Source organism: Streptomyces sp. NPDC002773 (assembly GCF_040295605.1).
Classification (GTDB): Bacteria; Actinomycetota; Actinomycetes; order Streptomycetales; family Streptomycetaceae; genus Streptomyces.
Map to the genome: position 1 here is coordinate 79,340 of NZ_JBEOVO010000009.1, position 22,654 is coordinate 101,993.

21 protein-coding genes are annotated in these 22,654 nt (G+C 70.3%); 9 read left to right on the forward strand and 12 right to left on the reverse strand.

Annotated features, from left to right (window positions below):
• Positions 1 to 6: 6 nt before the first annotated feature.
• The 8 genes from ABT034_RS14225 to ABT034_RS14260 all read right to left on the reverse strand — a co-directional run bounded on the left by ABT034_RS14225 (position 7) and on the right by ABT034_RS14260 (position 9,714).
• Positions 7 to 1,815: a chitinase gene (locus ABT034_RS14225; RefSeq protein ID WP_351214802.1), complete on the reverse strand. Its 1,809-nt coding sequence runs from the start codon at positions 1,813 to 1,815 to the stop codon at positions 7 to 9.
• 98 nt (positions 1,816 to 1,913) lie between these two features.
• Positions 1,914 to 2,393 (reverse strand): hypothetical protein, encoded by a 480-nt coding sequence (locus tag ABT034_RS14230; RefSeq protein ID WP_351214804.1) that lies wholly within the window; start codon positions 2,391 to 2,393, stop codon positions 1,914 to 1,916.
• A gap of 115 nt (positions 2,394 to 2,508) precedes the next feature.
• The gene (locus ABT034_RS14235) at positions 2,509 to 3,927 is read right to left on the reverse strand and encodes an NAD(P)/FAD-dependent oxidoreductase (RefSeq protein WP_351214806.1); all 1,419 of its coding nucleotides are present in this window, start codon (positions 3,925 to 3,927) and stop codon (positions 2,509 to 2,511) included.
• A 37-nt stretch (positions 3,928 to 3,964) separates the two neighbouring features.
• Positions 3,965 to 4,759: an ABC transporter permease gene (locus ABT034_RS14240; protein WP_351214808.1), complete on the reverse strand. Its 795-nt coding sequence runs from the start codon at positions 4,757 to 4,759 to the stop codon at positions 3,965 to 3,967.
• Positions 4,759 to 5,691, reverse strand: coding sequence for an ABC transporter permease (locus ABT034_RS14245; protein ID WP_351214810.1), 933 nt, complete (start codon positions 5,689 to 5,691; stop codon positions 4,759 to 4,761). Before ABT034_RS14245 ends, ABT034_RS14240 begins: the two co-directional genes overlap by 1 nt.
• The gene (locus ABT034_RS14250) at positions 5,688 to 6,857 is read right to left on the reverse strand and encodes an ABC transporter ATP-binding protein (RefSeq protein ID WP_351214812.1); all 1,170 of its coding nucleotides are present in this window, start codon (positions 6,855 to 6,857) and stop codon (positions 5,688 to 5,690) included. Before ABT034_RS14250 ends, ABT034_RS14245 begins: the two co-directional genes overlap by 4 nt.
• Positions 6,858 to 6,901: 44 nt before the next feature.
• Complete coding sequence (locus ABT034_RS14255) at positions 6,902 to 8,149, reverse strand: ABC transporter substrate-binding protein (RefSeq protein ID WP_351214814.1); 1,248 nt, start codon at positions 8,147 to 8,149, stop codon at positions 6,902 to 6,904.
• A gap of 50 nt (positions 8,150 to 8,199) precedes the next feature.
• Entirely contained in the window at positions 8,200 to 9,714 is a 1,515-nt protein-coding gene (locus ABT034_RS14260) for a gamma-aminobutyraldehyde dehydrogenase (protein WP_351214816.1), read from the reverse strand.
• Between the two features lie 175 nt (positions 9,715 to 9,889).
• Here ABT034_RS14260 and ybiA point away from each other — a divergent pair, with 175 nt between their 5' ends.
• Positions 9,890 to 10,465 (forward strand): riboflavin biosynthesis intermediates N-glycosidase, encoded by a 576-nt coding sequence (gene ybiA / locus ABT034_RS14265; protein WP_351214818.1) that lies wholly within the window; start codon positions 9,890 to 9,892, stop codon positions 10,463 to 10,465.
• A 30-nt stretch (positions 10,466 to 10,495) separates the two neighbouring features.
• Here ybiA and ABT034_RS14270 read toward each other — a convergent pair whose 3' ends face one another.
• Complete coding sequence (locus tag ABT034_RS14270; RefSeq protein ID WP_351214820.1) at positions 10,496 to 11,188, reverse strand: DUF4190 domain-containing protein; 693 nt, start codon at positions 11,186 to 11,188, stop codon at positions 10,496 to 10,498.
• A gap of 75 nt (positions 11,189 to 11,263) precedes the next feature.
• Between ABT034_RS14270 and ABT034_RS14275 the strand changes: the two genes are divergently transcribed.
• The 6 genes from ABT034_RS14275 (at position 11,264) to ABT034_RS14300 (ending at position 17,068) form a co-directional block, all read left to right on the forward strand.
• Positions 11,264 to 12,295 carry an adenosine deaminase gene (locus tag ABT034_RS14275; RefSeq protein WP_351214822.1) on the forward strand — a complete coding sequence of 344 codons (1,032 nt, stop codon included), beginning with the start codon at positions 11,264 to 11,266 and terminating at the stop codon, positions 12,293 to 12,295.
• 78 nt (positions 12,296 to 12,373) lie between these two features.
• Positions 12,374 to 13,117: a glycerophosphodiester phosphodiesterase gene (locus tag ABT034_RS14280; protein WP_351214824.1), complete on the forward strand. Its 744-nt coding sequence runs from the start codon at positions 12,374 to 12,376 to the stop codon at positions 13,115 to 13,117.
• Positions 13,114 to 13,908: an SAM-dependent methyltransferase gene (locus ABT034_RS14285; protein WP_351214826.1), complete on the forward strand. Its 795-nt coding sequence runs from the start codon at positions 13,114 to 13,116 to the stop codon at positions 13,906 to 13,908. Before ABT034_RS14280 ends, ABT034_RS14285 begins: the two co-directional genes overlap by 4 nt.
• On the forward strand, positions 13,908 to 15,101 hold the full coding sequence (locus ABT034_RS14290) for a sensor histidine kinase (protein WP_351214828.1): 1,194 nt from the start codon (positions 13,908 to 13,910) through the stop codon (positions 15,099 to 15,101). The genes ABT034_RS14285 and ABT034_RS14290 overlap by 1 nt, the downstream gene beginning before the upstream one ends.
• Positions 15,098 to 15,802 (forward strand): response regulator, encoded by a 705-nt coding sequence (locus ABT034_RS14295; protein WP_351214830.1) that lies wholly within the window; start codon positions 15,098 to 15,100, stop codon positions 15,800 to 15,802. Before ABT034_RS14290 ends, ABT034_RS14295 begins: the two co-directional genes overlap by 4 nt.
• A 96-nt stretch (positions 15,803 to 15,898) precedes the next feature.
• Positions 15,899 to 17,068 (forward strand): serine hydrolase domain-containing protein, encoded by a 1,170-nt coding sequence (locus ABT034_RS14300; protein ID WP_351214832.1) that lies wholly within the window; start codon positions 15,899 to 15,901, stop codon positions 17,066 to 17,068.
• Here ABT034_RS14300 and ABT034_RS14305 read toward each other — a convergent pair.
• The 3 genes from ABT034_RS14305 to ABT034_RS14315 form a co-directional block, all read right to left on the reverse strand.
• Positions 17,065 to 17,610 carry a hypothetical protein gene (locus ABT034_RS14305; RefSeq protein WP_351214834.1) on the reverse strand — a complete coding sequence of 182 codons (546 nt, stop codon included), beginning with the start codon at positions 17,608 to 17,610 and terminating at the stop codon, positions 17,065 to 17,067. The two genes, ABT034_RS14300 and ABT034_RS14305, sit on opposite strands and share 4 nt — an antisense overlap.
• 180 nt (positions 17,611 to 17,790) lie before the next feature.
• Positions 17,791 to 18,963 (reverse strand): ABC transporter substrate-binding protein, encoded by a 1,173-nt coding sequence (locus ABT034_RS14310; protein WP_351214836.1) that lies wholly within the window; start codon positions 18,961 to 18,963, stop codon positions 17,791 to 17,793.
• 144 nt (positions 18,964 to 19,107) lie between these two features.
• Positions 19,108 to 20,544 carry a gamma-aminobutyraldehyde dehydrogenase gene (locus ABT034_RS14315; RefSeq protein ID WP_351214838.1) on the reverse strand — a complete coding sequence of 479 codons (1,437 nt, stop codon included), beginning with the start codon at positions 20,542 to 20,544 and terminating at the stop codon, positions 19,108 to 19,110.
• 190 nt (positions 20,545 to 20,734) lie between these two features.
• Here ABT034_RS14315 and ABT034_RS14320 point away from each other — a divergent pair, with 190 nt between their 5' ends.
• Both ABT034_RS14320 and ABT034_RS14325 read left to right on the forward strand, forming a co-directional pair.
• Positions 20,735 to 21,241, forward strand: coding sequence for an Lrp/AsnC family transcriptional regulator (locus ABT034_RS14320; protein ID WP_351214840.1), 507 nt, complete (start codon positions 20,735 to 20,737; stop codon positions 21,239 to 21,241).
• 2 nt (positions 21,242 to 21,243) lie between these two features.
• On the forward strand, positions 21,244 to 22,614 hold the full coding sequence (locus tag ABT034_RS14325) for an aspartate aminotransferase family protein (protein WP_502972918.1): 1,371 nt from the start codon (positions 21,244 to 21,246) through the stop codon (positions 22,612 to 22,614).
• Positions 22,615 to 22,654 lie beyond the last annotated feature (40 nt).

Consider the following 22,654-nt stretch of genomic DNA (forward strand, 5'->3'; position numbering starts at 1 on the left):
CCGCGGTCAGCTCCAGTTGTAGGCGTCGAAGTTCCGCGAGAACTCCCACTGGTTGTACCGGTCCCAGTTGATCGACCAGGTCATCAGGCCGCGCAGGGCGGGCCAGGTGCCGTGGGTCTGGTAGGTGCCACAGGACGAGCCCGCCTTCTTCGTCAGGCAGTCCAGGGCCTTGTTGACCTCGGTCGGGGTCGTGTGGCCGTTGCCCGCCTGGGTGGAGGCGGGGAGGCCGATGGCGACCTGGTCGGCGCGGAGGGCCGGGAAGAAGCGGTCCGTGTTGCCGGCGACGGGGAAGCCGGTGAGGAGCATGTCGGTCATGGCGATGTGGAAGTCGGCGCCGCCCATCGAGTGGTACTGGTTGTCCAGGCCCATGATGGAGCCCGAGTTGTAGTCCTGGACGTGGAGCAGGGTCAGGTCGTCGCGCAGGGCGTGGATGACCGGCAGGTAGGCGCCGGCGCGGGGGTCCTGGCCGCCCCAGGGGCCGGAGCCGTAGTACTGGTAGCCGAGCTGGACGAAGAAGGTCTCCGGGGCCATGGTCAGGACGAAGTTCTGCCCGTACTTGGCCTTGAGGGTCTTGAGGGCCTGGATCAGGTGGACGATGACGGGGCTCGTCGGGTTCCGGAAGTCGGTGTCGCCGGTCTGGAGCGACAGGGAGTGGCCCTCGAAGTCGATGTCGAGGCCGTCGAGTCCGTACTCGTCGATGATCTTCGAGACGGAGGAGACGAAGGTGTCGCGGGCGGCGGTGGTGGAGAGCTGGACCTGGCCGTTCTGGCCGCCGATGGAGATGAGGACCTTCTTGCCCGCCGCCTGCTTGGCCTTGATCGCGGCCTTGAAGTCGGCCGCGGACTCGACGTTCGGGCATTCCGTGGCCGGGCAGAGGCTGAAGCGGATGTCGCCTGAGGTCACCGAGGTCGGTTCGCCGAAGGCGAGGTTGATGACGTCCCAGGAGGCGGGGACGTCGGCCATCCGGGTGTAGCCGGAGCCGTTGGCGAAGCTGGAGTGGAGGTAGCCGACGAGGGCGTGGGCGGGGAGGCCGGGGTTGCCGCCCCCGCCGCCGCTGGTCGTCGTCGCGGTCACCGGGGCCGACTCCGGGGACTCGCCGGCGCTGTTCACGGCGCTGACCTGGAAGGTGTACGCGGTCGAGGCCGTGAGGCCGGTCGCGGTGGCCGAGGTGCCGCTGACCGTCTGTACGCGCGTGGTACCGCGGTAGACGTGGTACGAGGCGGCGCCCGGGACCGGGCTCCACGTCAGCGGCACGGTGCTGGACGTCGGGGAGCCCGCCGCGAGGCCGGTGGGTGCGGCCGGGAGCTGCACGGGGGCGCCGCCGGGGCCGTACAGGGAGAGGTCGTCGGCCTGGTAGGCGGGGGTGCCGTACCAGCCGTGGGTGTAGATCGTGACCGAGGTGGTCGAGGCGCCCGTGGTGAAGGTGGTCGCGAGCCGCTGCCAGTCGGGGGCGGAGCCCGTCCAGGTGGAGACGTCGGTGGTGCCGGTGCCGGAGGCGCCGAGGTAGACGTAGCTGCCGCGCACCCAGCCGCTGAGCGTGTAGGTGGAGCCGGGTTTCACGGTGACGGTCTGGGAGCACTTGGCGTTGTCGCTGCCGGCCGGGGTGGCCTGGAGCGCCTTCGTACCGCTGCGGACGGGCGAGGAGACGGCGGCGCCGCTGCCCGCCGTGCAGGTCCAGCCGTCGAGGCCGGCCTCGAAGCCGCCGTTGCGGGCGAGTTCGGCGTCGGCGGCCTGGGCCGCGGGGGTGAGCGCGGCGAGTCCGCTGGCGGCGAGGACCCCCGCGAGCAGCAGGGTGAGAGGTCTGGCGCGGTCCACAACTGCCTCCGGGAATGGGGGAATCGAGGTGCGAGCGCGCCACAGCATGGTCCAGACCAATCGAGTGGTCAAGACCTCTGTACGGACGTCACCTCTCCTCACCCCCCGTCGGGACCCCTTTCACCCCTGGCCAGTTGCCCCGCCGCCTCGTGCATCGCCAGTTCGAGGAGGGCGGCGTCGGTGAGGGTGCCCGCGCCGTCCGGCGTCACCAGCCAGCGGACCGCACCCGTCGCCCGCCCCGGGTAGGGGACCACGATCCAGGTCCCGGCACCCGCGCCGCGCACGCCCGTACCGAGCCAGCGGGCGGCGGTGCCCGGCGGGACGAAGAAGCCCATCCGGGCGTCGCCGAAGTCGGCGAGGACCGGGCCCGGCCGGTCCACCAGGCGGGTCAGCACGTCGAGCGTGGGGTAGCCGAGCTCCGCCGGCAGGATCAGGACGTCCCAACGCCTGCCGGCGGGCAGCAGCGCGACCCCGTGCGGGTTGCGCTCCCACTCCCACCGGCAGGCGTCGGGATCAGGTGCGACCGAGACCAGCCACTCCACCGCGCTCTTGGCGCCCGAGGCCCCCGTACCAGTCATCGCGACGATCTCCTTCCGTCCGGACACGGTGTCCGTGAGGAGAGAGCTCTTCGGAGGGTTTCTCTTACGCGGTTTCAGCTACTCATCGTTTGTGACGTGCATCACAGAGAATGGGTCAGCTGTCGAAGCCGAGGCCCATCCGGTCCAAGGCCTTCAGCCACAGGTTGCGCCGCCCGCCGCGCTCGTCGGCCCGCGCCATCGACCACTTGGTGATGCCGATGCCGGCCCAGGCGATCGGCTCCGGCGGGAACGGCAGCGGCTTGGAGCGGACCATCTCCAGGTCCGTGCGCTCGGTGCGCTCCCCCGCGAGCAGGTCGAGCATCACGTCCCCGCCGAAGCGGGTGGCGCCGACGCCAAGGCCGGTGAACCCGGCCGCGTACGCCACCTTGCCCTGGTACGCCGTACCGAAGAAGGCCGAGAAGCGGGAGCAGGTGTCGATCGCGCCGCCCCAGGCGTGGCTGAAGCGGAGCCCCTCCAGCTGCGGGAAGCAGCGGAAGAAGTGCTCGGCCAGCTTGAGGTACGTCTCCGGGCGGTGGTCCATCTCGGCGCTGATCTTCCCGCCGAAGGGGTAGATCGCGTCGTAGCCGCCCCAGAGGATGCGGTTGTCGGCGGTGATCCGGAAGTAGTGGAACTGGTTCGCCGAGTCGCCCAGTCCCTGCCGGTTCTTCCAGCCGACGGAGGCGAGCTGCTCGGGGCTGAGCGGCTCGGTCATCAAGGCGTAGTCGTAGACCGGGACGGTGTACGGGCGGACGCGCTTGACCAGCGAAGGGAAGACGTTGGTGCCGAGCGCGACCCGGCGGGCGACGACCCGGCCGTACGGGGTGCGCACGCCCATGCCGGCGCCGACGGAGACCAGCTCCAGGCCGGGGGTGTTCTCGAAGATCCGTACGCCCAGGTCGAGACAGGCGCGCTTGAGGCCCCAGGCCAGCTTGGCCGGGTTCAGCATGGCGACACCGCGGCGGTCCCAGAGGCCGCCGAGGAAGGTCGGCGAGTCGACCTCGGCGCGGACGGCGTCCCGGTCGAGGAGTTCGAGGCCGTCCGCGAGACCGAGCCGGTCGATCTCCGCGTACACCTCGGCCAGTTCCTCGACCTGGTGCGGCTCGGTGGCGACGTCCAGCTCGCCGGTGCGCTCGAAGTCGCAGTCCAGGGAGTAGCGGGCGACCGCCTCCTCGATGCCGTCGAGGTTGCGCTCGCCGAGCTCCTCCAGCTTCGGCAGCTCGCCCGGCCAGCGGGCGAGCCCGTTGCCGAAGCCGTGGGTGAGGGAGGCGGCGCAGAAGCCTCCGTTGCGGCCCGAGGCGGCCCAGCCCACCTCGCGGCCTTCGATCAGTACGACATCCCGGCCGGGGTCGCGCTCCTTGGCGAGGAGCGCGGTCCACAGTCCGCTGTAGCCGCCGCCGACGACGAGGAGATCGCACTTCTCGGTGCCGGTGAGGGCGGGCAGGGCGCCGGGCTTGCCGGGGTCTTCCAGCCAGAAGGGGACGGGCTGGGCGTCGGAGAGAGATTGTGCAGCGAGACGCATGGCGACTGGGGCCATGGTTTCCAACTCCTTCGGTGCCTGAGCTGCCTATTGCTCAGGCTGTTGCTGTTTTCTTGCGCCGGTTCGTAATGATCTGCCCGGCCATGACCACCAGTACCGCGAGGACGAACATCGCGGTGCCGATGACGTTGATCTGCACGGGGGTGCCACGCTGCGCCGAGCCCCAGACGAACATGGGGAAGGTGACGGTGGAGCCCGCGTTGAAGTTGGTGATGATGAAGTCGTCGAACGAGAGCGCGAAGGCCAGCAGGGCGCCGGCGGCGATGCCCGGCGCGGCGATCGGCAGGGTGACGCGCAGGAAGGTCTGCACGGGTCCCGCGTAGAGGTCGCGCGCGGCTTCCTCAAGGCGCGGGTCCATGGACATGACCCGGGCCTTGACCGCCGTCACGACGAACGACAGGCAGAACATGATGTGGGCGATGAGGACCGTCCAGAAGCCCAGCTCGATCCCCATGTTGAGGAAGAGCGTGAGCAGCGAAGCGGCCATGACGACCTCGGGCATCGCCATCGGCAGGAAGATCAGCGAGTTGATCGCGCCGCGCGCCCGGAAGCGGTAGCGGACCAGCGCGAAGGCGATCATCGCGCCGAGGACGACGGCGCCGACGGTGGCCCAGGCGGCCAGCTGGAGCGAGAGCGAGAGCGACTCGCACAGGTCGGCGACGCCGCAGGGGTCCTTCCAGGCGTCGAGGGAGAACTCCTGCCAGGAGTAGTTGAAGCGCCCCTTCGGCCTGTTGAAGGAGAACGCCATCACGACGAGGTTCGGCAGGATCATGTACGCGAGCGTCAGCAGGCCCGCGATGACGACGAGGTTGCGTCGTATCCAGCGCATCAGACCAGATCCTCCGTTCCGGCTCGGCGGATGTAGACGGTGACCATGACAAGCACGATCGCCATGAGGATGAAGGAGAGCGCCGCCGCCGTCGGGTAGTCGAGGACGCGGAGGAACTGCGACTGGATGACGTTGCCGACCATCTTGGTGTCGGTGGAGCCGAGCAGTTCGGCGTTGACGTAGTCGCCGCTCGCCGGGATGAAGGTGAGCAGGGTGCCGGAGACGACGCCGGGCATCGACAGCGGGAGGGTCACCTTGCGGAAGGTGGTCGCCGGGGAGGCGTACAGGTCCTGCGCGGCCTCGTGCAGCCGGCCGTCGATCCGCTCCAGGGAGGTGTAGAGGGGCAGGATCATGAAGGGCAGGAAGTTGTACGTGAGACCGCAGACGACCGCCATCGGGGTGGCGAGCACGCGGTCGCCCTCGGTCCAGCCGATCCAGCTGGTCACGTCCAGGACGTGCAGGGTGTTCAGCACGTCCACGACGACGCTGTCGTCCGCGAGGATCGTCTTCCAGGCCAGCGTGCGGATCAGGAAGCTGGTGAAGAAGGGCGCGATGACGAGGACGAGCAGCAGGTTGCGCCAGCGGCCGGCCTTGAAGGCGATCAGATACGCCAGCGGGTAGCCGAGCAGCAGGCAGAGCAGGGTCGCGGTCCCGGCGTACAGCAGGGAGCGGACGAACTGCGGCCAGTACTCCTTGAAGGCGTCCCAGTAGGTCTGGAAGTGCCAGGTGACCTCGAAGCCCTTCTCCAGGGAGCCGGTCTGCACCGAGGTGGAGGCCTGGTAGATCATCGGCAGCGCGAAGAAGACGAGCAGCCAGATGATGCCGGGGAGCAGCAGCCAGTAGGGGACGAGCCGCTTGCGGGTGGGAGGCTTGCGCAGAACCGGTTCTTCGACCGGCTGCGGCGCCTCCTTCGTCAGGGTGGAGGTACTCATCCGGCGTCCTCCACCGTCTCCACGCCCGCGTCGATGTCTTGCGCCGCATCGAGCCCGAACGTGTGCGCCGGGTTCCAGTGCAGGACGACCTGGGCGCCGGGGACGAGACGCGCGTCCCGCTCGATGTTCTGCTCGTACACCTGGAGCTCCGCGCCCGCCGGGCTGTTCACCACGTACTGGGTGGAGACGCCGATGAAGGAGGAGTCGACGATCCGGCCGGTGACCCGGTTGCGGCCGTCGGCTATCGAGCCCGCGTCGTCGGCGTGCGCGAGCGAGATCTTCTCCGGGCGGACGCCCACGAGCACCTTGCCGCCCTGGCGGACGGCGGAGGTACAGCGGTCGCCGGGCACGCGGAGCTTGCCGCCGCCCGCCGTGACCACCACGTCGGCGCCGGTCTCCACGACCTCGGCCTCGATGAGGTTGGAGGTGCCGAGGAAGTTGGCGACGAAGGTGGTCTTCGGGTTCTCGTAGAGGTCGGCGGGGTGGCCGAGCTGTTCGACCCGGCCGCCGTTCATCACCGCGACCTGGTCGGCCATCGTCATGGCCTCTTCCTGGTCGTGGGTGACGTGCACGAAGGTGATGCCGACCTCGGTCTGGATCCGCTTGAGCTCCAGCTGCATCTGGCGGCGCAGCTTGAGGTCGAGGGCGCCGAGCGGCTCGTCGAGGAGCAGCACCTGCGGGTGGTTGATGAGCGCGCGGGCCACGGCGACGCGCTGCTGCTGGCCGCCGGAGAGCTGGTGCGGCTTGTGGCGGGCCTTGTCGCCGAGCTGGACGAGTTCCAGCATGTCGTCGACCTGCTTCTTCACCGACTTGATGCCGCGGCGACGGAGACCGAAGGCGATGTTCTCGGTGATGTCCATGTGCGGGAAGAGCGCGTAGGACTGGAAGACGGTGTTGACCGGCCGCTTGTACGGCGGGAGGTCGGTGACGTCCTTGTCGCCGAGGAAGACGGTGCCGGTGCTGGGGTCCTCCAGGCCGGCGATCATGCGGAGCGTGGTGGTCTTGCCGCAGCCGGAGGCGCCGAGGAGGGCGAAGAAGGAGCCCTGCGGGACGGTCAGGTCGAGCGGCTGGACGGCGGTGAAGGAGCCGTACGTCTTGCTGATCCCGGTGAGACGGACGTCGCCGCCGCCCGTGTTCTTTCCAGTGTGAGCAGTGTTGTCAGTCATGGGTTGTGGTCCCAGGGGAGTGAGAGAGGTGGACGACGTGGGCCTCAGGCGCCGATCAGCTTGGCGAACTTCTCCTCGTACGCCGTCTCCTCCGCGCTGGTGAGCGAGCGGAAGGCGCGCGACTTCTTGGCCATGGCCTTGTCCGGGAGGATCAGCGTGTTGTTCGCGAGCTCGGGGTCGATCTTGGCGAGCTCGTCCTTCACCCCGTCGACGGGGCAGACGTAGTTGATGTACGCGGCGAGCTGGGCGGCGACGGGAAGCTCGTAGTAGTAGTCGATGAGCTTCTCGGCGTTCGTCTTGTGCCGGGCCTGCGTGGGGACGAGCAGGTTGTCGCTGGACGTGATGTAGCCGGCGGACGGGATGGCGAACTTGATGTCCGGGTTGTCCGCCTGGAGCTGGATGACGTCACCGGCCCAGGCGAGGCAGGCCGCCAGGTCGCCCTTGTCGAGGTCCGACGTGTAGTCGTTGCCGGTGAAGCGGCGGATCTGCTTCTTGTCGACGCCCTTCTGGAGCCGCCCGATCGCCGCGTCGTAGTCGGCGTCGGTGAAGTTCCCCGGGTCCTTGCCCATGTCGAGCAGGGTCATGCCGACCGAGTCGCGCATCTCGGTGAGGAAGCCGACCCGGCCCTTCAGGGAGGGGTCGTCCAGGAGCTGGGTGACCGAGTCGACCTTCTTGCCGCCGGTCGCCTTCGCGTTGTACGCGATGACCGTGGAGATACCGGTCCACGGGTACGAGTAGGACCGGCCCGGGTCCCAGTCGGGGCTGCGGAACTGGGCGGAGAGGTTCGCGTACGCGTGGGGCAGGTTCGACGGGTCGAGCTTCTGCGCCCAGCCGAGCCGGATCATCCGGGCGGCGAGCCAGTCGGTGACGCAGATCAGGTCGCGGCCGGTGTCCTGGCCGGCCGCGAGCTGCGGCTTGATCTTGCCGAAGAACTCGACGTTGTCGTTGATGTCCTCGGTGTACTTGACCTTGATCCCGGTGCGTTTCGTGAACGCCTCCAGGGTGGGGCGGCCCTTCTCGTCCTCACTGACGTCCATGTACTCGGTCCAGTTGGAGAAGGCGAGGCTCTTCTCCTTGGCCGAGACGTCGATGGACTCGGGGCCCTGGCCCTCCCGCTTGGCCGGCGGGATGCCACAGGCGCTCAGGGACGCGAGGCCGCCGATCGTGAGGGCGCCGACACCGCCCGCGCGCAGCATCGAACGGCGGCTGAGTGCTCCCCGGCCACTGGTCAGGCTGCGTCGTATCGCCGCCGTCTGCGCGGCGGACAGGCTGTCGGGCTCGTACTGCTCCATGCGCTGTGCCCTTTCGGGATGGTGTGAGCCGCTGGTCCGGCGGCGAGGTGCTATCGGTCCCCGAAGATCGTGCGGTGCCAGTCCTTCGCGGCGACCGCGGTGTTGTCGAACATCACGTGCTTGACCTGCGTGTACTCCTCGAAGGAGTACGCCGACATGTCCTTTCCGTAGCCCGAGGCCTTGGTGCCGCCGTGGGGCATCTCGCTGATGATGGGGATGTGGTCGTTGACCCAGACGCAGCCCGCCTTGATCTCGCGGGTGGCGCGGCCCGCCCGGTAGACGTCCCGGCTCCAGGCGGAGGCGGCCAGCCCGTACGGGGTGTCGTTGGCGAGCCGGATGCCCTCGTCGTCGCTGTCGAAGGGCAGTGCCACCAGGACCGGGCCGAAGATCTCCGACTGCACGACCTCGCTGTCCTGCGCGGCGCCGGTGATCAGGGTCGGACGATAGTACGCACCGTCCTTGAGGTCGCCCCCCGGGGCTTCGCCGCCGGTGACGACGGTGGCGTAGCCGCGGGCGCGCTCGACGAAGCCGGCGACGCTGTCGCGCTGGGCGTGGCTGATCAGCGGGCCGAGGTCGGTGGTCGGCGCGAAGGGGTCGCCGAGGCGCACGCTCTCCATCAGCTCGGCCACGCGCGCGACGAAGGCGTCGAAGAGCGGGCGCTGGACGTACGCGCGCGTGGCGGCGGTGCAGTCCTGGCCGCTGTTGATGAGGGAGGCGGCGACGGCGCCGTGGGCGGCGGCCTCCAGGTCGGCGTCGTCGAAGACGACGAACGGGGCCTTGCCGCCGAGTTCGAGGTGGAGGCGCTTCACGGTGGCGGTGGCGATCTCCGCGACCCGCTTGCCGACGGGGGTGGAGCCGGTGAAGGAGGTCATGACGACGTCGGGGTGGCCGACGAGGTGCTCGCCGACGGTCCGGCCCGCGCCGTTGACGATGTTGATGACGCCGTCGGGGATCCCGGCCTCCGTCGCGGCCTGCGCGAACATGAGCGAGGTCAGCGGGGTGAGCTCGGCGGGCTTCAGGACGATCGTGTTGCCGGCGGCGATCGCCGGGAGGATCTTCCAGGCGGCCATCTGGAGCGGGTAGTTCCAGGGGGCGATGGAGCCGACGACGCCGATCGGTTCGCGCCGGATGTACGAGGTGTGGTCGCCGCTGTACTCGCCGGCCGACTGGCCCTGGAGGTGGCGTGCGGCCCCCGCGAAGAAGGCGGTGTTGTCGATGGTGCCGGGGACGTCGAACTCGGTGGTGAGCTTGAGGGGCTTGCCGCACTGGAGGGACTCCACGCGGGCGATGTCCTCGGCCCACTCGGCGAGGACGCCGGCGAAGCGGTGCAGCGCGTCGGAGCGCTCGCCGGGGGTGGCGCCGGCCCAGCCGGGGAACGCGGCCTTGGCGGCGGCGACGGCCTCGTCGACGTCGGCGGTGGAGGCGAGCGTGTACGTGTAGACGCTCTCCCCGGTCGCGGGGTCGATGACGTGGTGTTCCTGATCTGACGTTCCGGCGCGGAGCCGACCGCCGATGTACTGTGCGCCGTCCGCGAAGCGGTCCGTCACCTGGAAGCGGTTGCCCATGACGCTCTCCGTTGTCCCAGCCTGAATTGAGTGCCGATCCTGACAGAGGGACGGCACACCAACAAGTGATTCCGTTGTTGCCTTTTGGTTACGCGACGGAATCGGTCGACCATGTGTCGAGGCGCCCCGAAAATCTCCGTACGGAGTGTCCGTGGCGGCTGTCAGACTCGCATGCATGAGCAAGATCGAGGAGCTGACACAGCAGGTCAACAGGGGTGAGAAGGTGAAGTGGCTGCACTTCTGGGGCCACCGCCCGCACCCCGACGGGCGCCTCTCGGCGAGCTGTCTGAGCCAGTGGTGGCCCGCACGCTTCGTGGTCGGCGGCGTCCCCTACGCGACGGCCGAGCACTGGATGATGGCGGCCAAGGCCCGCCTCTTCGAGGACGCGGACGCCGAACGGGCCGCGCTGACCGCCCGTACCCCCGCCGAGGCGAAGAAGGCGGGGCGCCTCGTGCGGGGCTTCGACGAGGCGGTGTGGGAGCGGGAGCGCTTCGGGATCGTGGTGGAGGGCAGTGTCCACAAGTTCTCCTCGGACGAGGCCCTGCGCGCGTACCTCCTGGGCACGGGCACCCGTGTCCTGGTGGAGGCCAGCCCCGTGGACCGGGTCTGGGGCATCGGTCTCGCGGCCGACGACCCGGGCGCCCACGATCCCGCCCGGTGGCGCGGCCCGAATCTCCTGGGCTTCGCCCTGATGGAGGCGCGGGAGCGATTGCGGAGCGGGGGAGACGCGTCGGGCCCCGCACCTCGGTGAGGTGCGGGGCCCGGTGCGGCATCGGAAGACTCAGCGCGGGGCGCTGAGGGAGGTCCCGGTCGACGACCAGGGATCCTCACTGGTGTTGTCCCACTCGTCCGCCTTCGTGGCGAGGAAGATGATGAGACCGATGCCCGCGAGTCCGAGGGCGATGCCGATGGAGCCGAGCACGATGCCGGCGACGGCCTGCCCCTTGTTGTTCGCCTCGCCCCGCAGGTGCCGCTTGCGGCCCACGATCCCGAGGGGCAGCGCGATCCCGCCCAGGACCAGGCCGAGGATGCCGTAGGAGCAGAAGGACAGCACGACGGCGCAGATGCCCAGCACCATCGAGGCGATGCCCAACCCGTTGGTCGGCTGCTGCCAGCCGGTTTGGGCGTATCCCGGGTAGCCGTACCCGGAGGCCGCCGGCGGGGTCGGGGCGGCCGGATAGCCGTACGCGCCGGGGGCGCCGGCCGCCGGGTAGCCGTACCCGCCGGAGGTGTTCGCCGCCGGGTAGCCGTACGCACCGGGCGCGGCCGACGGGCCGCCCGGGGCCACCGGCGGCGGTGGCACGTCGCCGCCGGGGCCGCTGGCGGCCGGCATCGACGTGACGGTCATCTGGTCGTGCACGGGTGGCGGCGTCGGCGTCGCCGGCTTGCTCAGCTCCACCCCGTCCCGGTTCGGCGGAGCCCACGGGTCCGCCGGGTCGTACCCGTCCCGCGACTGGTCTCGGTTTTCAGACATGGGCCTCCCCCATCATGGTCCCGTCATGCTACGACCTCACCCCGTGGAGTGAACCGCCCGGCCTACGATGACCTGATGACCGACCTCCATCCCTTCATCGCGGGCCTGCCCAAGGCCGAGCTGCACGTCCACCACGTGGGCTCCGCCTCGCCCCGCATCGTCGCCGAGCTGGCGGCGCGTCACCCCGACTCCAAGGTGCCCACGGACCCGGAGGCGCTGGCCGACTACTTCACGTTCACCGACTTCGCGCACTTCATCGACGTCTACCTGTCGGTCGTCGACCTGGTCCGCACCCCGGAGGACGTCCGGCTGCTCACCTTCGAGATCGCCCGTGACATGGCCCGGCAGAACATCCGGTACGCCGAGCTGACCATCACCCCCTACTCCTCCACCCGCCGGGGCATCGACGAGCGGGCCTTCATGGCGGCGATCGAGGACGCCCGCAAGTCCGCGGAGGCCGAGTTCGGCACCGTCCTGCGCTGGTGCTTCGACATCCCGGGCGAGGCCGGCCTGGTCTCCGCCGAGGAGACCACCCGCCTCGCCACGACCGACGGTCTCCGCCCCGAGGGCCTGGTCTCCTTCGGTCTCGGCGGCCCGGAGATCGGGGTGCCGCGCCCGCAGTTCAAGCCGTACTTCGACCAGGCGCGGGCGGCCGGTCTGCACTCCGTCCCGCACGCGGGCGAGACGACGGGTCCGCAGACGGTCTGGGACGCGATCCACGACCTGGGCGCCGAGCGCATCGGCCACGGCACCAGCTCGGTCCAGGACCCGGCGCTCCTGGCGTACCTGGCGGAGCACCGCATCGCCCTGGAGGTCTGCCCGACCTCGAACATCGCCACGCGGGCCGTCGCCACCCTGGACGAGCACCCGATCCGGCAGATGGTGGACGCCGGGGTGCTCGTCACGGTCAACAGCGACGACCCGCCGATGTTCGGCACCGACCTCAACAGCGAGTACGTGGTCGCCGCCCGTCTCCTCGGTCTCGACGAGCGCGGTGTCGCCGCCCTCGCGAAGAACGCGGTGGAGGCCTCGTTCCTCGACGCGGCCGGCAAGGCCCGGATCGCCGCCGAGATCGACACGTACACGGAGGGCTGGCTCGCGCGCTGAGGCGCAGGTGGCGGGCTCGGGCCGCGGCGACCGGCGTCGGCTGCCGGCTCGCGCGCTGACGGCGGTGAGAATGGGCCCATGGACTCCGACACCGCCAGGGACCAGGACCCGAACGCCTTCCGGGAAGCCGCCGGGAGGCCCGTCACCGTCGTGGGTCATCGCGGCGACCCGTACCGCGTCCGCGAGAACACGCTCCGCTCGATCGGTTCGGCGATCGAGCGGGGCGCGGGCGCGGTCGAGGTCGACGTCCGGCTGACGAAGGACGGGGTGCCCGTCCTCCTCCACGACGACACGCTGAAGCGCCTGTGGCGCCACGACCGGCCCCTCGCCTCGCTCTCGTACGAGCAGGTCCGCGAGCTGACCTACGGCGGGGTGCCGACCCTGCGCGAAGCGCTGCTCACCGCCGGGGACCGCCGGCTGATGCTGGACCTGCCGGGCGGCGACGAGGACTCGGTCCGCACCATCGTGGGGACGGTCCGCGAGTGCGGCGCAGCGGAGCGGGTGTACTACTGCGCCGGGGCCGTCGCCATGCTCCAGGTGCGCGCCGCCGACCCGGCCGCCGAGATCGCGCTCACCTGGACCTCGCTCGCCCCGCCCCGCCCGATCCTGCTCGAAGCGGTACGGCCGCGGTGGCTCAACTACCGCTTCGGGCTCGTCAGTCGGGGGCTGACCGAACGGGTGCACCGGGACGGGATGCTGGTCTCGGCCTGGACGGCGGACACCACCCGCACCATGCGTAAGCTGATCTTGAACGGGGTCGACTCGGTCACCACGAACCGGGTCGGCACACTCACCGACGTCCTGCGAAAGGCCCGCGCGTGAACGACCGGATCCGGACCGACATCGCCCACAACGCCCGCGTGTGGAACTACTGGCTGGGCGGCAAGGACAACTACCCGGTGGACCGCGCGGTCGGCGACCAGGTCACCGGCTTCTACCCGAGCATCGGCGAAGTGGCGCGCGCGGACCGCGCGTTCCTCGGGCGGGCGGTGACCCACCTGGCCGCCGAGGCGGGCGTACGCCAGTTCCTGGACATCGGTACGGGCCTGCCGACCGCCGACAACACCCACGAGGTGGCCCAGCGGGTCGCGCCCGACGCCCGGATCGTCTACGTCGACAACGACCCGATCGTCCTCACCCACGCCCGCGCGCTCCTGACGAGCGCGCCGGAGGGGGTCACCGAGTACGTGGACGCCGACGCGCACGACCCGGAGAAGATCCTGGCGGCGGCCGGGGAGACGCTCGACCTGTCCCGTCCGGTCGCGGTGATGATGCTCGGCATCCTCAACTTCGTCCTGGACACCGACGAGGCCCGGTCGATCGCGCGGACCCTGATGGACGCCGTCCCCTCCGGCAGCTACCTGGTCCTGACGCATCCCACCCTGGAGCCGGAGCTCGGCGGCGAGGGCAACAAGGCCGCGATGGCCTTCTGGAACGAGAACGCGACCCCGCCGATCACCGCCCGCAGCCGCGCCGAGTTCACGTCCTTCCTGGACGGTCTCGACGTCCTGGAGCCCGGCATCGTCTCCTGCGCCCGCTGGCGCCCCGCCGCCGCGGAGGCGGCCCAGGCGGCCACGGTCGCGCAGTTCGGCGCGGTGGGCCGCAAGCCGTAATGGGCATACGGGCGGGCGGACTTGCGGGCATACGGGCGGACGCGCGCGGCCGGTGGGAGCGGACCCGGACCTGGGGCGCCGCGAACCCGTGGGCGGTGGACCTCGGGATCGCGCTGCTCGTCCAGGCGGCGATGACGATGCCGTTCGTGGTGCCGCGCCCGCCCGACCTCGAACCGGCGACCTGGGCCGCGTACGGGCTCACGTCCCTCACCGTGCTGCCCCTGGTCTGGCGGCGGCGCGCGCCCCTCGCCGTACTGCTCGCGATCGTGGTGGCGAGTGCGCTGTACAAGGTGGCCGTGGACGGGCCGGGGCAGCCGCTGCCGTACACCGGACTCGTCATCGTCTACACGATCGCGCTCCTCTCGCCGCCCTGGAAGCGGCTCGTGACGGCGGGGCTCCTGGTGGTCGCGGTGCCGGTCTCGGTGTGGCTCAACACCCGGTCGGTGCGCGAACTGACCTTCTCGCTGTTCGTCTTCGGCGCCGCCTATGTCTTCGGGCGGCTCCAGGACGCCCGGCAGCGCGCCCACCGGATCGAGGCCGAGCGGGCCGCCGCCCGCGAACGGGCCAGGATCGCGCGGGAGATGCACGACATCCTGTCGCACGCGGTGAGCCTGATGATCGTGCAGGCGGAGGCCGGCCCGGTGGCGGTACGGGTGGCACCGGAGCGTGCGGAGGCCGCGTTCGAGGCGATCTCGGAGACCGGCCGTGAGGCGATGAACCAGCTGCGGCAGATGCTGGGGCTGCTGCGCGAGAGCCCCGAGAACTCCGAGAGCGCCGCGCCCCTGGAGCCGCAGCCGGACCTCGCCGCGCTTCCCGGACTGGTGGAGCGGGTCAGGGGCAGCGGCCTTGCCGTCACGTACACGACGGAGGGCGGAGTGCGGGCCGCGCTGCCCGCGGCGACCGGCGCGAGCGTCTACCGGATCGTGCAGGAGGCGCTGACGAACGTCGTCAAGCACGCGGACGCCCGTACGGCCGAGGTCCGGCTCTCCCGGGCGGACGGCGTCCTGCGCGTCACGGTGACCGACGACGGGCGCGGCCCGCGGGGCGGCTCCGGCGGCCACGGCCTCCTCGGCATCCGGGAGCGGGCCGCCGCGCACGGCGGGACGGCGACCACCGGCCCGGGACCCGGCGGCCGCGGATTCGAGGTGCGGGTCCTGCTCCCCGTACCCTCCACGGCGGAGGTGGGGGCATGACGATCCGGGTGGTGGTCGCGGACGACCAGGAACTGGTCCGCAGCGGCTTCGCGATGATCCTGGGCGCGCAGCCGGACATCGAGGTGGTGGCGGAGGCCGGGGACGGGGCGGAGGCGGTCGAGGCGGTGCGCCGGCTCACGCCGGACGTGGCGCTGCTCGACATCCGGATGCCGGGGACCGACGGCATCGAGGCCTGCCGGGCGATCAGCGCGGAGTCCGGCTGCCGGACGGTGATGCTGACGACCTTCGACACCGACGCGTACGTGTACGAGGCGCTGCACGCGGGCGCGAGCGGCTTCCTCCTCAAGGACGTGCGGCGCGACGATCTGGTGCACGCGGTACGGGTGGTGGCGGCGGGCGACTCGCTGCTCGCGCCGTCCGTGGCGCGGCGGCTCGTGGAGCAGTACACGGCGGGCGGCCCGCGCCGGACGGCCGCGGGCCCCGACCCCCGGCTCGACGTGCTGACGGGCCGGGAGCGGGAGACGCTGCTGCTGCTCGCGCGCGGTCTGTCCAACGCGGAGATCGCGGCGGAGCTGGTGGTCAGCGACCACACGGTGAAGACGCACGTGGGGAACGTGCTCGCCAAGCTGGGCCTGCGCGACCGGATCCAGGCGGTGATCTGCGCGTACGAGACGGGCCTGGTGGCCGTGGGGTCTCCCCCGCCCGGGGGAGGCGGGTCCCCCGCGCCGGGGAGGAACTGACCGGCGGAAGACCGCCGGTGCGGGCGATCCGCCAATCATCTCTGGTCAGCAGGATGGAGCCATCGAGAACGACGGCTCACACCACCGGAGTTGACCATGAGGAAGTCCACCCGCACGCTGCTCGCCGCCGCCCTGGTCCTGGGAGTGGCGGCAGGCCCCGCCCTGACCCCGGCCTTCGCGACACCCCCGGCGGCCGTGTCGGCCACGCGGCCGGTCAGCCCGGACCTGAGCGCGGTGATCGCGGGTCTCCCCCGCGCCGACGCCACCGCCGCGCTCGTCCGGATCGGCGGCACCGAGGGCTCCTGGCAGGGCAGTTCGGGCGTCCACGACCTGGAGACGAACGCCCCGGCGGACCCGGCCGCCCGCTTCCGAGCCGGTTCGGTGACGAAGGTCTTCACGGCGGCGACCGTCCTTCAGCTGGCGTCCGAGGGCCGGATCGACCTGGACCGCACGGCCCGCTCGTACCTGCCGGAGCTGATCCCCGGCCGGTACGCGACGGTGACCGTACGCCAGCTCCTGAACCACACCCACGGCATCCCGGCCCCCGACCTGGCCGTGGGAGACACGGTGGAGGAGTGGTACGCGCACCGCTTCGACATCCACAGCCCGGAGGCGATGGTCCGCTCGGCGACGGCGAAGCCGCGCGAGTTCCGGCCGGGCACCCGGCAGCACTACCTGAACATCGGGTACACGGTGGCCGGCCTGATCGTCGAACGCGTGACGGGCGACTCGTACGAGCGCCAGGTGGAGCGCCGCATCCTGCGCCCGCTCGGCCTGCGGGACACCTACCTGCCGGGGACGGCCGCCGAGATCACCGGCCCGTACAACCACGGCTACCAGACGATGCGGCTCGACGACGGGACGACCGGGCTGCGCGATGTCTCGGTGTGGCGGACGACGGACGGCTGGGCGGCCGGCGACCTGGTGTCGACCACCGCCGACCTGGAGCGGTTCACCCGGGAGCTGTTCGCGGGCCGGGTGGTGCGCGGACCGCTCCTGGAGGAGATGTTCACGCTGCCCCAGGTCCCGGACGCGAAGACCGGCGCCCCGGCCGCGTACTCCGCCGGCCTGTCGATGAAGAAGCTCGGCGGACGCGAGGTATGGGGCAAGACGGGCGGCCGCTGGGGCTACAACGCGGCCATCGCGTCGACCCGCGACGGCGCACGCACCCTCGTCTACAGCGTCAACTCCACCGACGCGAAGGGCCAGGACATGAACCCGACCGCCCTGAACGTCATGGTGGCGGCGTACGGCCTGCCGGGCTAGGCGGTCGGCACGGGCACCGACGCGACCGCCCCGGTCCCGGCCGCCTCAAGCCGCTTGATCAGCCGGCGCACGTGGAGCAGCGGCAGGATGCCGATGACGCCGAAGGCCATGTCGATGACCGACCACCAGAAGGGGATGCCCCGGATGGGTCCGCAGATCAGGGCGAGCGGGACGATGCCGACGCAGGCGATCATGCCGAACTCGACGACCCAGATGTTGCGGACGGGGTCGCGGTAGGCGCCGTAGAAGGCGACGGCGATGACGAGGTGGGCGAAGGCCAGCCAGTCGGTGCCGTAGAGCAGGTACGGGGCCTGCTCGTCGGCGGCCTCGAGACCACCGCGGACGCGGTCGATCCACTCGGCGAGCCCCGGGAGGAGTTCGGCGACGGGCGCCGCCCAGCCGTCGAGCGAGGCGTCGAGGTAACGGAGTTCGGTGACGAGCGGGAAGGCGGTGACCCCGCTCAGAACCAGACAGACAACGAAGACGATCAGCCAGACGCGGATGCGCTTGAGAAGGGCTCTCGGCCCGTTCGTGTCGCTCATGACCACAGCGTACGCCCATTCTGAACACGTTCAAAAGCCGGGGCCCGCCGCAGGTCGCGGGCGCTGGCCTCGATCGCGCCGACTTCGCTGCGGACCTGGAGATTGATCATGCGTCGACCCTGAGGCCCACGTCCCGCCGGACAGAACCCGGGCGCCTGACGCGGTCAGGTCCCCCGAACCTCACAGCCCGACGATCGCGTTCCACCTCTTCGCGAACGCCTGCCGCTCCTCCGAGGTGATGTCCCGGGCGATCGCGAGTCTGGACCGCATGGTCGCGTCCGGGAAGATCAGCGGGTCCTCGGCGAGGGCCACCAGCTCCTCGTCGCCGGAGTCCGCGAGGACGTTCTGCGCGGCCGGGACCGGGCAGACGTAGTTGACCCAGGCGGCGAGTTCGGCGGCGACCTCGGGCTCGTAGTAGTAGTCGACGAGCTTCTCGGCGTTGGTCTTGTGCTGGGCGAGGTTGGGGATCATCAGGGACTCGGCCCACAGCTCGGCGCCCTCCTCGGGGACGACGAACTCGATGTCCGGGTTGTCGGCCTGGAGTTGGATGACGTCGCCGGAGTACGCCTGGCAGGCCAGCACGTCGCCGGTGGACAGGTCCTTGATGTAGTCGTTGCCGGTGAAACGGCGGATGTGCTTCGCGCGGACGAGGCCCTCGATCTGCTCGCACAGGGCGTGGAAGTCGTCGCCGGTCCACCGGGTGACGTCGACGCCGTTGCCCAGCATGAGCAGCGCGAAGGACTCGTCGAGGCCGGACAGCAGCGTCACCTTGCCGCGCAGGTCGTCGGCCCACAGGTCCTTGGTCGAGCGGAGTTCCCTGCCGAGCTTCCTGCGGTTGTACGCGATGCCGGTGATCCCGGACTGCCAGGGGACGCTGTGCAGCCGCCCCTGGTCGAAGGCGGGGAGGCGCAGTTGCGGGTTGAGGTGTGCGGCGACGTTCGGCTGCGCGGCGCGGTCCATCTCCTGGACCCAGCCGAGACGAACGAAGCGGGCCGCCATCCAGTCGCTGACGACGATCAGGTCCCGCCCGGTCTCCTGGTGGTTCATCAGGGCCGGGCCGATCTTCCCGAAGAACTCGTCGTTGTCGTTGATCTCCTCCGTGTAGCGGACGGAGATCCCGGTGCGCGAGCGGAAGGCGTCGAGGGTGGGGCGCTTCCCGGGGCTCTCGTCGTCGGTGTCGATGTAGAGCGGCCAGTTGGCGAAGTCGAGCGTACGGTCGCGGGCGGACAGGTCGCGGCCGGCCCGGTCCCTCTCGTCGACGTACGCGGCGGGGACCCCGCATCCGGCGAGCAGGCCCACGGCCCCGGCACCGCCGATGGCGCCGACACCGCGCAGCAGGGACCGGCGGGACATGTTCTTCCTGGCTGTCGCTCTCACCCGAGCAGCATCCCGGCCCCCCACCACCTGCGGCAATGGACGGTCCGTCGAGCGAAGGACCGCGGCCCCGACACCCTGTCGATCAAGGTGTCGGGGCCGCGGTCGGCGGGGCCGGGAGGGTCAGCCCAGGGAGGTCATGACGTGCTTGATGCGCGTGTAGTCCTCGAAGCCGTACGCGGAGAGGTCCTTGCCGTAGCCGGACTTCTTGTAGCCGCCGTGGGGCATCTCGGCGACCAGCGGGATGTGGGTGTTGATCCACACACAGCCGAAGTCGAGCGCCTTGGACATGCGCATCGCGCGCGCGTGGTCCTTGGTCCAGACGGAGGACGCGAGGGCGTACTCGATGTCGTTGGCGTACGAGAGGGCCTGGGCCTCGTCCGTGAAGGACTGGACGGTGATGACCGGGCCGAAGACCTCGTTCTGCACGATCTCGTCGTCCTGCTTGAGGCCGGAGACGACGGTCGGGGCGTAGAAGTAGCCCTTGTCGCCGACGCGGTGACCGCCGGCCTCGACCTTGGCGTGGGCCGGGAGGCGGTCGATGAAGCCGGTGACCTGCTTCAGCTGGTTGGCGTTGTTGAGCGGGCCGTACAGCACGTCCTCGTCGTCCGGCTGACCGGTCTTCGTCTCGGCGGCGGCCTTGGCGAGGGCGGCGACGAACTCGTCGTGGATGGACTCGTGCACGAGGACGCGGGTGGCGGCGGTGCAGTCCTGGCCGGCGTTGAAGAAGCCGGCGACGGAGATGTCCTCGACGGCCTTGTCGATGTCGGTGTCCTCGAAGACCACGACGGGGGCCTTGCCGCCCAGCTCCAGGTGGACGCGCTTGACGTCCTTGGCCGCCGACTCGGCGACCTGCATGCCGGCGCGGACGGAGCCGGTGATGGAGGCCATCGCCGGGGTCGGGTGCTCGACCATGGTCTTGCCGGTCTCGCGGTCGCCGCAGATGACGTTGAAGACGCCCTTGGGGACGATCTGCCCGATGATCTCGGCCATCAGGACGGTCGACGCGGGGGTCGTGTCCGAGGGCTTGAGGACGACGGTGTTGCCCGCGGCGAGGGCCGGGGCGAACTTCCACACGGCCATCATCATCGGGTAGTTCCACGGCGCGACCTGGGCGCAGACACCCACCGGCTCGCGGCGGATCATGGAGGTCATGCCCTCCATGTACTCGCCGGCCGAGCGGCCCTCGAGCATCCGGGCGGCACCGGCGAAGAAGCGGATCTGGTCCAGCATCGGCGGCACCTCCTCGCTCGCGACGAGGGCGGTCGGCTTGCCGGTGTTCAGCACCTCGGCGGCGATGAGGTCCTCGGCACGCTCCTCGAACGCGTCCGCGATCTTGAGGAGCACCTTCTGGCGCTCGGCCGGGGTGCTGTCACGCCAGGCGGGGAAGGCGGCCGCGGCGGCCTCCATGGCGGCGTCGACGTCGGCCTGCCCGGAAAGCGGGGAGGTGGCGTACACCTCACCGTCGACCGGGTTGACCACGTCGATGGTGCGGCCGTCGGCCGCGTCGCGGAACTCCCCGTTGATGTAGTTACGCAGCCGGCGCAGCTCGGTGGTCACTTGGCCACCCCTCCTGTCACGTTCTGTCGTCGCACGTCCTTGTGCGCGTCCCGATGGGCGAGACACCCCAGGGTAGTCGCTCGACGGACGCTTTCAACAGCCCCGACCCCCCGCAACTTCGGATTCAGTGAGATTCGGGGCCGCTCACAACGAATTACATCGCTCTGGGGTTGCACGACGGCCAATCTCGGTGCACAGTGAAGACGTGGCCAGTCGAAGCACAGACTCCAGAACCGGAACCGGTTCGTCCCCGACGATCGACGCCGTCTCCCTGGCGATCATCGAACAGCTCCAGGAGGACGGCCGCCGTCCTTACGCGGCGATAGGCAAGGCCGTCGGCCTCTCCGAAGCCGCCGTGAGGCAGCGCGTCCAGAAGCTGCTCGACCAGGGCGTCATGCAGATCGTCGCCGTCACCGACCCCCTCACCGTGGGTTTCCGACGGCAGGCGATGGTCGGCATCAACGTCGAGGGTGACCTGGATCCGGTTGCGGAAGCCCTGACGGCCATGGCCGAATGCGAGTACGTGGTGATGACCGCGGGCTCCTTCGACCTCATGGTGGAGGTCGTCTGTGAGGACGACGACCACCTGCTGGATGTGATCAACAAGCGCATCCGCACCCTCCCCGGCGTGCGCTCCACCGAGAGCTTCGTCTACCTCAAGCTCAAGAAGCAGACCTATATGTGGGGAACTCGATAACCGTGACCCAGTCCCGAAGCGACCTCTCAAAGTCCGCCTACGACCACCTGTGGATGCACTTCACCCGCATGTCGTCGTACGAGAACTCGCCCGTCCCCACCATCGTGCGTGGTGAGGGCACCTACATCTTCGACGACAAGGGCAAGCGCTACCTCGACGGTCTCGCGGGTCTCTTCGTCGTCAACGCCGGACACGGCCGCGAGGAGCTGGCCGAGGTCGCGTACAAGCAGGCCAAGGAGCTCGCGTTCTTCCCCGTGTGGTCGTACGCGCACCCCAAGGCCGTCGAGCTGGCCGAGCGCCTGGCCGACTACGCCCCGGGCGACCTGAACAAGGTGTTCTTCACCACCGGTGGCGGCGAGGCCGTCGAGACCGCGTGGAAGCTCGCCAAGCAGTACTTCAAGCTGCAGGGCAAGCCCACCAAGTACAAGGTCATCTCGCGCGCGGTCGCCTACCACGGCACCCCGCAGGGCGCCCTGTCCATCACGGGTCTGCCGGCCCTGAAGGCCCCCTTCGAGCCGCTGGTCCCCGGCGCGCACAAGGTGCCGAACACCAACATCTACCGCGCCCCGATCCACGGCGACGACCCGGAGGCCTTCGGCCGCTGGGCCGCCGACCAGATCGAGCAGGAGATCCTCTTCGAGGGCGCCGACACCGTCGCGGCCGTCTTCCTGGAGCCGGTGCAGAACGCCGGTGGCTGCTTCCCGCCGCCGCCCGGGTACTTCCAGCGGGTCCGCGAGATCTGCGACCAGTACGACGTGCTGCTCGTCTCCGACGAGACGATCTGCGCCTTCGGCCGCCTCGGCACGATGTTCGCCTGTGACAAGTTCGGCTACGTGCCCGACATGATCACCTGCGCCAAGGGCATGACCTCGGGCTACTCCCCGATCGGTGCCTGCATCGTCTCGGACCGCATCGCGGAGCCGTTCTACAAGGGCGACAACACCTTCCTCCACGGCTACACCTTCGGTGGCCACCCGGTGTCGTCGGCGGTCGCGATCGCCAACCTCGACATCTTCGACAAGGAAGGCCTGAACCAGCACGTCCTCGACCAGGAGGGCAACTTCTTCAACACCCTGAAGAAGCTGCACGACCTCCCGATCGTCGGCGACGTCCGCGGCAACGGCTTCTTCTACGGCATCGAGCTCGTCAAGGACAAGGCCACCAAGGAGTCCTTCACGGACGAGGAGACCGAGCGCGTCCTGTACGGCTTCCTCTCCAAGGCGCTGTTCGAGAACGGCCTGTACTGCCGTGCCGACGACCGTGGCGACCCGGTCATCCAGCTGGCCCCGCCGCTGATCGCCGACCAGGGCACCTTCGACGAGATCGAAGGCATCCTGCGCTCGGTGCTCACCGAGGCGTGGACCAAGCTGTAAGGACCGCCGGCTAGTCAGCGGTCCCCCCAGCATCACGCCG

What these genes read in the sequence shown, in the direction of transcription:
- ABT034_RS14230 (WP_351214804.1), bottom strand. Translation starts at nt 2,393, where the DNA reads ATGACTGGTACGGGGGCCTCGGGCGCCAAGAGCGCGGTGGAGTGGCTG.
- ABT034_RS14270 (WP_351214820.1), bottom strand. Translation starts at nt 11,188, where the DNA reads ATGTCTGAAAACCGAGACCAGTCGCGGGACGGGTACGACCCGGCGGAC.
- ABT034_RS14310 (WP_351214836.1), bottom strand. Translation starts at nt 18,963, where the DNA reads ATGTCCCGCCGGTCCCTGCTGCGCGGTGTCGGCGCCATCGGCGGTGCC.
- ABT034_RS14280 (WP_351214824.1), top strand. Translation starts at nt 12,374, where the DNA reads ATGGACTCCGACACCGCCAGGGACCAGGACCCGAACGCCTTCCGGGAA.
- ABT034_RS14295 (WP_351214830.1), top strand. Translation starts at nt 15,098, where the DNA reads ATGACGATCCGGGTGGTGGTCGCGGACGACCAGGAACTGGTCCGCAGC.
- ABT034_RS14255 (WP_351214814.1), bottom strand. Translation starts at nt 8,149, where the DNA reads ATGGAGCAGTACGAGCCCGACAGCCTGTCCGCCGCGCAGACGGCGGCG.
- ABT034_RS14235 (WP_351214806.1), bottom strand. Translation starts at nt 3,927, where the DNA reads ATGGCCCCAGTCGCCATGCGTCTCGCTGCACAATCTCTCTCCGACGCC.
- ABT034_RS14250 (WP_351214812.1), bottom strand. Translation starts at nt 6,857, where the DNA reads ATGACTGACAACACTGCTCACACTGGAAAGAACACGGGCGGCGGCGAC.
- ABT034_RS14240 (WP_351214808.1), bottom strand. Translation starts at nt 4,759, where the DNA reads ATGCGCTGGATACGACGCAACCTCGTCGTCATCGCGGGCCTGCTGACG.
- ABT034_RS14260 (WP_351214816.1), bottom strand. Translation starts at nt 9,714, where the DNA reads ATGGGCAACCGCTTCCAGGTGACGGACCGCTTCGCGGACGGCGCACAG.
- ABT034_RS14300 (WP_351214832.1), top strand. Translation starts at nt 15,899, where the DNA reads ATGAGGAAGTCCACCCGCACGCTGCTCGCCGCCGCCCTGGTCCTGGGA.
- ybiA (WP_351214818.1), top strand. Translation starts at nt 9,890, where the DNA reads ATGAGCAAGATCGAGGAGCTGACACAGCAGGTCAACAGGGGTGAGAAG.
- ABT034_RS14305 (WP_351214834.1), bottom strand. Translation starts at nt 17,610, where the DNA reads ATGAGCGACACGAACGGGCCGAGAGCCCTTCTCAAGCGCATCCGCGTC.
- ABT034_RS14275 (WP_351214822.1), top strand. Translation starts at nt 11,264, where the DNA reads ATGACCGACCTCCATCCCTTCATCGCGGGCCTGCCCAAGGCCGAGCTG.
- ABT034_RS14290 (WP_351214828.1), top strand. Translation starts at nt 13,908, where the DNA reads ATGGGCATACGGGCGGGCGGACTTGCGGGCATACGGGCGGACGCGCGC.
- ABT034_RS14245 (WP_351214810.1), bottom strand. Translation starts at nt 5,691, where the DNA reads ATGAGTACCTCCACCCTGACGAAGGAGGCGCCGCAGCCGGTCGAAGAA.